Here is a 10,167-nt window from a genome sequence, read left to right as displayed (position 1 = left end):
CGGGCCGGATTCACCGACAAGGGAGCTGAGACATGCAGAGAGAAACCGTATTCGACCTGATCGGCGTCGGCTTCGGGCCGTCGAATCTGGCGCTGGCCGTGCGCCTCGCGGAGCGCGGCGGCGCGCACACGCTCGCCCATTGCTTCATCGAGCGCCAGCCGGAATTCGGCTGGCATCGCGGGATGCTGCTCGACGACTGCCGGATGCAGATTTCGTTTCTGAAGGATCTCGTGACGATGCGCGATCCGAAGAGCCGCTACACGTTCATCAACTATCTGTTCGAACGCGGCCGCCTGAACGAATTCATCAACCTGAAGAATTTCTACCCGACCCGCGTCGAATTCCACGATTACCTGAGCTGGGTCGCCGATGCGTTCGACGACCGCGTCCATTACAGCGAGACGGTGCTGGGGATCGAACCGGTGCGCGGCGACGGCGCGAAGATCGACGCGCTGCGCGTGCTGTCGCGCGACGCGGCCGGCCACGAGCGCCAGCGCGTCACGCGCGCGCTGTCGGTCGGCGTCGGCGGCACGCCGGCGATTCCGGATGCATTCGCCGCGCTCGGCCGCGACCGCGTGATCCATTCGTCGTCGTACCTGGCCGACATCGACCGGCTCGTCGCGTCGCCCGACGGCGAACGCCGCCGCGTCGCGGTGATCGGCGCGGGGCAGAGCGCGGCCGAGGTGTTCATCGACCTCGCGCGCCGCTTCCCGCACGTCGACGCGAGTCTCGTGATGCGCGCCGGCGCGTTGAAGCCGGCCGACGACAGCCCGTTCGTCAACGAAATTTTCAGCCCCGAATTCACCGACGTCGTCTATGCGCAGCCGCACGACGCGCGTCGTGCGCTGCTCGAGCGCTATCGCGACACGAACTACGCGGTGGTCGACCGGCCGCTGATCGAGCAGATCTACGAAATGCTGTACCTGCAGCGCATCGACGGCACGCCGCGCCATGCGCTGCTCGCGAACAGCGCGATCGAGGCCGCGGTGCGCGCCGCCGACGGCCGCATCGAGCTGACGCTGCGCGACCGGATGAGCGGCGCCACGCGCGTCGAGCGTTTCGATGCGCTCGTGCTCGCGACCGGCTATCGCCGCGACACGCATTCGGCGCTGCTCGAAGGGCTCGCGCCGCATCTGGGCGATGCGCTCACGCGCGGCGACGTGACGCGCGACTACCTGCTCGCGACGCCCGAGCACTTCGCGCCGCGCATCTACCTGCAAGGCTGCTGCGAAGACAGCCACGGCCTGTCCGACACGTTGCTGTCGGTACTGGCGCGCCGCGCGGACGAAATCTGCGCGTCGCTCGAAGACGGGATCGCGCTCGCCGAGGACGACGGCGCGGCCCGGGCAACGCAAGAAAAACGACCGAACAACGGGGTGAGCGCGGGCCGGATGGCTTTCGCTCTTTGACAAAGGCGCGGTCGGAGACCGCACGAAAAAGTGGAGCAGAAGAAGATGGAGTGGGCAACAGGCACGCGTTTGCGTGCGATCGCAGCCGCGGCAAGCGTGGCGTTCGGTACGGCGGCAGGGCACGCATACGCCCAGACGGCGCCGGCCGTGAACGCGGGCGCCGCGGCGTCGGCCAGCAGTGCGCAAAACGGCGCGACGGCGAATGAGTCGACCAGCGCGCAAAACGGCACGCTGCCGGCGATCACCGTCAACGCGGCCTCGGCAGGTGACGGCACGGTCGGGCTCGTCGCGAAGCGCAGCACGACCGGCACCAAGACCGACACGCCGCTCAACGAGATCCCGCAGACGATCAACGTCGTCACCGCGCAGCAGATCGAGATGACCGGCGCCACCGACGTGAACGCGGCGCTGCGCTACGTGCCGGGCTTCTCGTCGTACGGCTCGGACAACCGCTCCGACTGGTACGCGGCGCTGCGCGGCTTCACGCCGACCGCCTACGTGAACGGGCTGCAGGTGCCGAACACGATCAACCTCGCGAGCTGGCGCGTCGATCCGTACATGATCGACAGCATCAGCGTGCTGCGCGGGCCGACCTCGGTGCTGTACGGCGCGGGCGATCCGGGCGCGATCATCGACGTGCACACCAAGCTCGCCGACGGCGAGCGCGTGCGCGAAGCGGGCGTGCAGATCGGCAACTACGCGCGCAAGCAGTTCATGATCGACGTCGGCGACAAGCTCGATCCGGACGGCAAGTATGCGTACCGGTTCGTCGGCGTCGCGCGCGACGGCAACGCGCTGACGGGCCCGAACAACGACCAGCGCGTCGCGCTCGCGCCGTCGTTCCGCTGGCGCCCGGACGCGGATACGTCGCTGACGCTGTCCGCGACCTACCTGCAGGACTGGGGCGACATCTCGTCGAACTTCCTGCCCGCGCAGGGTACGGTGCTGCCGAATCCGAACGGGCAGCTCGACAAGGACGTCTACGGCGGCGACCCGAATTTCAACTACTACCGCAAGAAGCAGTGGTCGGTCGGCTACCAGTTCGAGCGCAACCTGACGCCGGCCTGGACGTTCCGCCAGAATACGCGGCTGATGCACCTGTCGCTCGACAACGGTTCGGTGTTCGGCAACGGCTTCGTCGACGGCAGCACGACCGACGTGTCGCGCTGGGCCGGCGTGTTCCAGATGAACTACAGCCGCTTCGACATCGACAACAACCTCGAGGGCCGTTTCGCCACGGGCCCGCTCCAGCACACGCTGCTGCTCGGCTTCCAGTACAACCGGCAGACCGCGACCGACAGCGAATGGCTGGCCGCCGCGCCGCCGCTGAACATCTACAACCCGGTGTACCAGCCCGTCACGACGGCGGTGTTCACGCCCGACGCGACGATCCGCACCAACACGTACACGACGCTGAACACGTTCGGCCTGTACGCGCAGGATCAGATCAAGTGGAACCGCTGGACGCTGACGCTCGGCGGCCGCGAGGACTGGGTCAACCTGCGGCAGGACGACCGCGCGGCCGGCACGTCGACGAAGGCCGATGTGACGGCATTCACGGGCCGCGTCGGCCTCACGTACCAGGGCGATTACGGGCTGTCGCCGTACGTCAGCTACGCGACGTCGTTCAATCCGCTGATCGGCGTGAACCTGGTCGGCGGCGGGCTGCCGCAGCCGACGCGCGGCAAGCAGATCGAAGCCGGCCTGCGCTGGCAGCCGCCCGGCAAGAACCTGATGCTGAACGCGGCGATCTACCAGATCAACCAGACCAACGTGCTCACGTCGGCGCTGCCGAGCCAGGACCCGACCGGCACGAAGTCGGTGCAGACGGGCGAGGTACGCTCGCGCGGGATCGAGCTGAGCGCGACCGGCAAGGTCACGCGCAACCTGTCGGTGATCGCGTCGTACGTCTATCAGGACGTGAAGAACGTGCAGGCCAACGACGTCTCGCTGAACAACTGGCCGGTCGATATCCCGCGGCCGCGCCAGATGGCGTCGCTGTGGACCGACTGGACGTGGCACACGGGGCCGCTCGCGGGCTTCGGCCTCGGCGGCGGCATTCGCTACCAGAGCGCGTCGGCCGGTGCGGCCGACAACTCGCTGACGGTATCGAGCGTCACGCTGTTCGACGCGGGCCTGCATTACGACATGCGTAACTGGCGCTTCGCCGTGAACGGGACGAACCTGTTCAACCGCCATTACATCAGCGGTTGCCAGTCGAACAACGTCTGCATTTTCGGGACCGACCGCACGGTTATCGCGACCGCGAAATACAACTGGTGACGTCGCGCGCCGCGGCTCGCCGGCCGGCCTTCGTGGCCGGCGCGGGCGGCCGCGGCGCCTTCGTCCGCTTTTCCACGACGCATCCATGCCGAAGAAAAATCTCGTCTACATCCAGTCGCTGCGCAACGGCGCGGCCGATCGTGCCGGCCAGCCGGTCGCTTATCGGGGCGGCACGCGCTACATGAAGGCGCCGCTCGAATTCCTCGTCGAGCGCCTGAACGATTCGCCGCTCGGCGAACGCTACACGCTCCAGGGCGTGATCGTCGACGACGACGAAGGCTCGCCCGCCGACCGCGCGAAAGTGGCCGACTACGGTTTCGCGCGCACCCCGGGCCGCCCGTGGATCCTGCCGGAAGGCCTGACGGTGCAGGGCAGACCGGTCGACGAACTGTTCTGCACGATTGCGTCGACGTACCGGCGGCTGCCGCGCGACGCGCGCGAGCGCGTGGCCGGCAAACAGGCGTTCGAGCGCCGCCTGCTCGAACGCCTGCTCGAACTCGAAGCGGACATCGTCGTGCTCGACGGGCTGCTCGTGATCCTCGACGAACTCGTGCGGCCGGGCGCGCGCTTTCACCGGCGCATCGCGAACATCCACCCGGGCATCACGGCCGACGATTCGCCGTACCAGCGGCGCGGCGCGTGGGCGACGCTCGACGCGCTGCACGGCGCGCGCGGCGAACGCGTCGACTGGGCCACGGGCGCCACGTCGGCGGTCGAACCCGTGACGATGACGGGTGCGTCGTTCCACTACGTCGACAACGGTATCGATTCCGGCGAGGTGATCTGCGACGTGCTCGACACGCCGATCGCGCCGGACGACACGATTCTCGAACTGCGCTGGAACAACTTCCAGCGCAGCCTGTTTCCGGCGCTCGAGCGCGGGCTGCACGTCCTCGCCGACCGCCACGACGCGGGAGCATTGTGATGCAAGACACGCTGACGAAACCGGCCGGCGCCGCCGACGCGGTCGAAGGTGAAGCGGCCGCCGCGCTCGACGGCGCCGCGCACGGGCAGGCGGGGGCCGTCGTCGAGCATGCGCTCGACGCATGGCGGCCCAACGACGCGCCCGACGCGCTGCTCGCGACGTTCGTCGCGCTGTTCAACACCGACACGCGGTACGACGCGGCGACGATCTCGGTGCCGCGCGGCGGCGCCGATGCGGCGGCCGTGGCGGCGTACGTCGCGCGTGCGGTGCGCGAGGGCGTGATCGACGGCGCGCAAGTCGCGGGCGACACGCTGCGGCTCACCGTGTCGCGCACGACGTTCTGGCAGAATCCGCGGCCGTGGCTGAAGGCGAGCGCGTCGGGCGGGATGCCGCTGCGCTACGCGATCACGAACGGCCATCGGCATCCGGTGCGGCCGCCGTCGCCCGCCGGCGAGATCTATGCGCGCCACATGCCGCAGGTCGGGATGACGTTCAGCCTGCGCACCGTCGACATCGATGCACACGCGGACCTGTTCAGCGGCTGGATGAACCTCGACCGTGTCGCGCATTTCTGGGACCAGCGCGGCACGCGCGACGAGCATGCGGCGTATCTCGCCGAACGGCTGGCCGACCCGCACATGCACCCGATGATCGGCTATTTCGACGACACGCCGTTCGGCTATTTCGAGTTCTACTGGGCGAAGGAGGACCGCCTCGCGCCGTTCTACGACGCGCACGACTACGATCGCGGGCTGCACCTGCTGATCGGCGATTCGCGTTTCCAGAGCGCGGGCAAGCTGCATGCGTGGTGGAGCGGGGTGCTGCACTACATGTTCGTCGACGAGCCGCGTACGCAGCGGCTCGTCGGCGAGCCGCGCGTGGATCACGTGCGGCATATCGCGTACATGCACCGGCTGGGGTTCTACACGCTGAAGGAATTCGATTTCCCGCACAAGCGCGCGGCGCTCACCGTGATCGAGCGCGATACGTTTTTTGACACTTTCCGGTTGCCTTGACGGGGCCGGGCACGCGGCGTCGCTGCGACGGTGCGCGCAGCCTTGCGATGCGCATGCATCGGCCGTCCGGTATATGGACCGCGCGGCCTGCGTCATGAAGAATGGGTCACTTCTCTCATCGACGACAGGCCGCCAGCATGAATCAGACATCCTCGACAACGTGGGACGCAACCGCGAGTTCGCCACCCGCCAAATTGACATATGCCGACATATGTCTAGAATGGGCGCATCGTACTTCCACGGAGTGGCTCATGCGCACCGTTTCCATTTTCAAGAACGCCCGTAACCAGGCAATCCGCATCCCGAAGGACATGGAGTTCGAGGGTGTCACGGAACTCGAGATCCGCCGCGAGGGCGATACGCTGCTGTTAAGGCCGGTACGTCCCACGTGGCTGTCGTTCGCGAACGAACCGCTGGCCGATGCCGATTTCCTTGCCGAACGCCCGGCCGTCATCGAGTCCGGTCGCTTCGATCTGTCCGGCGACGCCGACGCCCCGACGGAGTCCAACCGGTGACCACGCTCTACATGCTCGATACGAACATCTGTTCGTTCATCATGCGCGAGCGGCCACCCGTCGTGCTGTCGCGGTTGCAGTCGTGCGTCAACGCGCAGCACCGGATCGTCGTGTCGGCCGTTACCTACGCCGAGATGCGCTTCGGCGCGGTTGGCAAACGAGCGTCCCCGAAGCATGCGGAACTCGTGACGGCCTTCGTTTCCCGGCTGGATGGCGTGCTGTCGTGGGATTCCGCGGCGGTGGACGCCACGGCCGCGATTCGCGCGGCGCTCGCCGTACGCGGCACGCCGATCGGCGCAAACGATGCGTCGATCGCCGGGCATGCGATCGCGGCCGGTGCAGTGCTCGTCACGCACAACGGCCGCGAATTCGGCCGTGTCGCGGGGTTGTCGCTGGAGGATTGGGCGGCATGAATACGTCGGGCTGCAAGTGCGATGCCGTCGCCGCTGCTTGGCGCATCATGCGTGCGGCGCAGGCGAATCGACGAGAAACGCGCGGCGGAACGCGTCGAGATACCGTTCGGCGTCGTCGCTGAATTCGCCTGGCAGCAGCGCGAACGCGCGAGCGAGCAGATCCTGGCGGAGTGCCGCATAGGTTGCTTCGTCGGACAGCAATGCGCGGATGGCGTCGCGCGTTTGCGGCAGGGCGATGCGTTTCGCATCCCGCGCGAGCAACCCGGCTGCGGCAAGACCGGGCTGGAACGCATGTGTCTCGAGCAGATCGGCCGCCGCGTCCCAGATGCGCTCGCGATTCCCGGCGTCATGATAGTGGCGCAGCAGAAACAGCAGGTCGTACGCGTCGCTGTTCTGGCGCGCGCGCCGATCTTTCCACGCGAGCAGCTTGAGCAGCGCGAGGGCGGGCAAACGGGCGACCGGCACCACGGTCCGCGCGTCGATCGATACCGGCTGCGCCGTGTCGACCGCTTCCTGGAAGCCGAGCACGTTCAGGACGAATTCACCGGCCGGCGGCCACGCGATCTCGCCCGGCGGCGCTTCGAGCGGCCCGAACGGCACGAGATCGAGCTCGGTGCGAAAGCCCGGCATGCCGCTTTCGAACAGCAGTTTCTGCTGTTGTTTCGGTGCTCGCGTGAATCGCCCGGTCGCGACGAGCGCATCGACGAGCTGCGCGTGGAACGGCCAGCTCACCGCGCATACGGCAACGTCGACGTCCCGCGTCGCGCGCGCCGGCCGGATGCCGTGGACATGCCACATCAGAATGTCGCGCGCGGTTGCGCCGGCCACGACGAAGGCCGCGTCGAGTTGCGCGCAGGTCGTGCCGACCGCTCGCAGCAGCGCGACCGCCGCCGGTTCGAGCGGCCGGCTCGCCTCGACTTCAAGCGGGCGGGTGGGTGAGGTATCGGTCATGGATCCGTTCGGCGGCAGCAAGGTTGCGGCTGTCCCCGGACGAGACGAGATCCGCATAGATCAGGAGCGGCGGCACGAGCGGCACATCCTGCTCGCCCCAGTCGAGCGCCGGCGAGCGCGGCCAGAACGCTTCGAGCAGCTCGACGTCGCCGTGCTCGTCCGGGCGCAGGCGCGCCTGCAGCAGCAGGCGGTTCGGCACGGCGCCGTGCGTATAGACGGTGATCGCCGCCGGCTTCAGGTCGTGCGTCAGCAGATCCGCCGCCGCTTCGCCGCCGAGCCGCGCATCGAAGGCGGCGAAATCGAAGCCGCGCCACCAGTCGGGTGCGATCGCGGCAAACCGCCGGGCCGGCAGTTTCGGGCGCAGGCGGCTCGGGTACAGCGCGACCCATTCCTGCAGGAAGCGCGGCCAGTCCGGCATCAGCCTTTCGCCGTTGCGCCGCTGCGCGACGAGGCCGCGCGCGATCAAGTCGTCCATCGCGAGATTGACCGTGCCGAGCGCGACGCCCGACGCGGCGGCGATCGCCCGGTACGGCTGTGCGACGAGGCCCGGCTGCGTCGCGAGCGCGAACATCACGGCGAGCCCCTTCGGCGTGGTCGCGCGCGACGCCTGACGGCGCGGCGTACGCGCAGGTTTCGGTCGGCCGGCGATCATCAGGGTGGCCTCCGGCTGGATCAGGCTCGCATTGCCGGCGGTATCGAGAAACGGGATGTCGTGCTCGGTCAGGCGGGCGGCCAGTTCGGCAGAAAAATAAGGTGCGACCAGCATCAGCGGCCGCTCGCTCGGCACCGGTGGGCCGCCGCGGCGACGCAGCGCCGCGAGCGCTGCTTGCAGCGATTCGACGCCGACGCTCACGGCTGCCGGCATCTCGAAGGTCTGCCCGGCGATGTCGAAGCGAATCATGGCGTCGGCGCGCGCCTGGTACGCCTGCGGCACGCGCACGGGCCGCGCGGCGAAGCGCCGGGTCGCGCGTCCGAACGCGGCACAAGCCTCGTCGAGCACATGCTGTTCCGAGATGGGGAGGGGGACGTTCGCGGGCATCACGGAGAATCGCTTGTTCACTGTTTTGTCAGCGTACACAAAAAATGTACAACCGTCAAAAAATGAACAAATCATTTCAACCCGTTGATGTAAAGAGATTATTCCGGGATGTTGGGCGACTGCCAACGATAACCTCCGTGTGAAAATCGAGCCGGAACACCCCGTGTCGGGCATGCCTGTCGCTAGCGGCAGTCGTTCGTATGGGATAGCCCATACGGGCGGCCGCGCTTTGCCCCGCGTCCTGCGATCGACCGACAATCAACGGTTGCCACCGCGACGACTTTCTGTCTGTCCGGTTGCTGCTCAACGAACTATCCTTGCCTGCACGTTCCCCACTGGACAACAGGAGACGACACCGTGACGCACAGCGTGATCCCCGCAGGCCTTGCCGACGAAATGATCGAGATCCGGCATCGCATCCACGCCCACCCCGAACTGGGTTTCGAGGAATTCGCGACGAGCGATCTCGTCGCGGAGCAACTTCAATCATGGGGCTACACCGTGCATCGCGGGCTCGGCGGCACTGGCGTCGTCGCGCAGTTGAAAGTGGGCGACGGCCAGCAGCGCCTCGGGCTGCGCGCCGACATGGACGCGCTGCCGATCCACGAAACGACGGGCCTGCCGTACCAGAGCACGATCGCGGGCAAGATGCACGCGTGCGGCCACGACGGCCACACGGCGATGTTGCTCGCGGCCGCGAAGCACCTCGCGCGCGAACGCCGCTTCTCGGGCACGCTGAATCTGATTTTCCAGCCGGCCGAGGAAGGGCTCGGCGGCGCGAAGAAGATGCTCGACGACGGGCTGTTCGAGCAATTTCCCTGTGACGCGATCTTCGCGATGCACAACATGCCGGGCTTCCCGACCGGCACGTTCGGTTTCCTGCCGGGGCCGTTCATGGCGTCGTCGGATACGGTCGTCATCGACGTGCAGGGCCGCGGCGGACACGGCGCGGTGCCGCACCGGGCGATCGATCCCGTCGTCGTGTGCGCGCAGATCGTGCTGGCGCTGCAGACGATCGTGTCGCGCAATGTGTCGCCACTCGACATGGCGATCGTCACGGTCGGCGCGATCCATGCGGGCGACGCGCCGAACGTGATTCCCGATCGCGCGCAGATGCGCCTGTCGGTGCGTGCGCTGAAGCCCGACGTGCGCGACCTGCTGGAGACGCGCATCAAGGAGGTCGTGCATGCGCAGGCAGCCGTGTTCGGCGCGACCGCGACGATCGACTACCAGCGCCGCTACCCCGTGCTCGTCAACGATATGGAGATGACGGCGTTCGCGCGCGGCGTCGCGCGTGAATGGGTCGGCGAAGCCAATCTGATCGACGGAATGGTGCCGCTCACCGGCAGCGAGGATTTCGCGTTCCTGCTCGAGAAGCGGCCGGGCTGCTACCTGATCATCGGCAACGGCGACGGGGAGGGCGGCTGCATGGTGCACAACCCCGGCTATGACTTCAACGACGCGGCGTTGCCGACCGGTGCGTCGTACTGGGTGAAGTTGGCCGAGGCGTTTCTGGTGTGACGGACGAGGCTAGACAGCGTGGGTCTCCTGAGCAGGCAGAGCACCATCACCGTGATCTGAGCGGCACCATCGAAGCGCTGCGCGCGGCAAAAAAA

9 protein-coding genes are annotated in these 10,167 nt (G+C 67.7%); 7 read left to right on the top strand and 2 right to left on the bottom strand.

The genetic code is table 11. The features are described from left to right. The first annotated feature begins 32 nt into the window (after nucleotides 1-32). The 6 genes from C5F75_RS10245 (at nucleotide 33) to C5F75_RS10220 (ending at nucleotide 6,561) form a co-directional block, all read left to right on the top strand. Complete coding sequence (locus C5F75_RS10245) at nucleotides 33-1,409, top strand: lysine N(6)-hydroxylase/L-ornithine N(5)-oxygenase family protein (protein ID WP_104012153.1); 1,377 nt, start codon at nucleotides 33-35, stop codon at nucleotides 1,407-1,409. Nucleotides 1,410-1,454: 45 nt separating this feature from the next. Continuing rightward, the gene (locus tag C5F75_RS10240) at nucleotides 1,455-3,692 is read left to right on the top strand and encodes a TonB-dependent siderophore receptor (RefSeq protein WP_104012249.1); all 2,238 of its coding nucleotides are present in this window, start codon (nucleotides 1,455-1,457) and stop codon (nucleotides 3,690-3,692) included. Nucleotides 3,693-3,777: 85 nt separating this feature from the next. Beyond that, a complete protein-coding gene (locus tag C5F75_RS10235) occupies nucleotides 3,778-4,617 on the top strand; it encodes a formyltransferase family protein (protein WP_089464741.1) in 840 nt (279 codons plus the stop codon). After that, complete coding sequence (locus C5F75_RS10230) at nucleotides 4,617-5,633, top strand: GNAT family N-acetyltransferase (RefSeq protein WP_104012152.1); 1,017 nt, start codon at nucleotides 4,617-4,619, stop codon at nucleotides 5,631-5,633. Before C5F75_RS10235 ends, C5F75_RS10230 begins: the two co-directional genes overlap by 1 nt. A 251-nt stretch (nucleotides 5,634-5,884) precedes the next feature. After that, nucleotides 5,885-6,148 carry a type II toxin-antitoxin system VapB family antitoxin gene (vapB, locus tag C5F75_RS10225; RefSeq protein ID WP_059584333.1) on the top strand — a complete coding sequence of 88 codons (264 nt, stop codon included), beginning with the start codon at nucleotides 5,885-5,887 and terminating at the stop codon, nucleotides 6,146-6,148. Then, nucleotides 6,145-6,561, top strand: coding sequence for a type II toxin-antitoxin system VapC family toxin (locus C5F75_RS10220; protein WP_081066539.1), 417 nt, complete (start codon nucleotides 6,145-6,147; stop codon nucleotides 6,559-6,561). The genes vapB and C5F75_RS10220 overlap by 4 nt, the downstream gene beginning before the upstream one ends. A gap of 45 nt (nucleotides 6,562-6,606) precedes the next feature. On the opposite strand, the gene C5F75_RS10215 is transcribed toward C5F75_RS10220, so the two are convergent. Both C5F75_RS10215 and C5F75_RS10210 read right to left on the bottom strand, forming a co-directional pair. Then, nucleotides 6,607-7,512: a nucleotidyl transferase AbiEii/AbiGii toxin family protein gene (locus C5F75_RS10215; RefSeq protein ID WP_104012151.1), complete on the bottom strand. Its 906-nt coding sequence runs from the start codon at nucleotides 7,510-7,512 to the stop codon at nucleotides 6,607-6,609. Continuing rightward, on the bottom strand, nucleotides 7,481-8,551 hold the full coding sequence (locus C5F75_RS10210) for a type IV toxin-antitoxin system AbiEi family antitoxin (RefSeq protein ID WP_104012248.1): 1,071 nt from the start codon (nucleotides 8,549-8,551) through the stop codon (nucleotides 7,481-7,483). The genes C5F75_RS10215 and C5F75_RS10210 overlap by 32 nt, the downstream gene beginning before the upstream one ends. Nucleotides 8,552-8,908: 357 nt before the next feature. Between C5F75_RS10210 and C5F75_RS10205 the strand changes: the two genes are divergently transcribed. Then, the gene (locus C5F75_RS10205) at nucleotides 8,909-10,072 is read left to right on the top strand and encodes a M20 aminoacylase family protein (RefSeq protein WP_060318504.1); all 1,164 of its coding nucleotides are present in this window, start codon (nucleotides 8,909-8,911) and stop codon (nucleotides 10,070-10,072) included. Nucleotides 10,073-10,167: the final 95 nt, after the last annotated feature.

The organism is Burkholderia anthinoferrum, assembly GCF_002925705.1.
GTDB lineage: Bacteria > Pseudomonadota > Gammaproteobacteria > Burkholderiales > Burkholderiaceae > Burkholderia > Burkholderia semiarida.
This window is presented reverse-complemented; position numbering and strand designations above follow the sequence as displayed.

Excerpts from the sequence above, each read along its gene's own strand:
- C5F75_RS10245 (WP_104012153.1), top strand. The coding sequence starts at position 33 with ATGCAGAGAGAAACCGTATTCGACCTGATCGGCGTCGGCTTCGGGCCG.
- C5F75_RS10240 (WP_104012249.1), top strand. The coding sequence starts at position 1,455 with ATGGAGTGGGCAACAGGCACGCGTTTGCGTGCGATCGCAGCCGCGGCA.
- C5F75_RS10215 (WP_104012151.1), bottom strand. The coding sequence starts at position 7,512 with ATGACCGATACCTCACCCACCCGCCCGCTTGAAGTCGAGGCGAGCCGG.
- C5F75_RS10235 (WP_089464741.1), top strand. The coding sequence starts at position 3,778 with ATGCCGAAGAAAAATCTCGTCTACATCCAGTCGCTGCGCAACGGCGCG.
- C5F75_RS10230 (WP_104012152.1), top strand. The coding sequence starts at position 4,617 with ATGCAAGACACGCTGACGAAACCGGCCGGCGCCGCCGACGCGGTCGAA.
- C5F75_RS10210 (WP_104012248.1), bottom strand. The coding sequence starts at position 8,551 with ATGCCCGCGAACGTCCCCCTCCCCATCTCGGAACAGCATGTGCTCGAC.
- vapB (WP_059584333.1), top strand. The coding sequence starts at position 5,885 with ATGCGCACCGTTTCCATTTTCAAGAACGCCCGTAACCAGGCAATCCGC.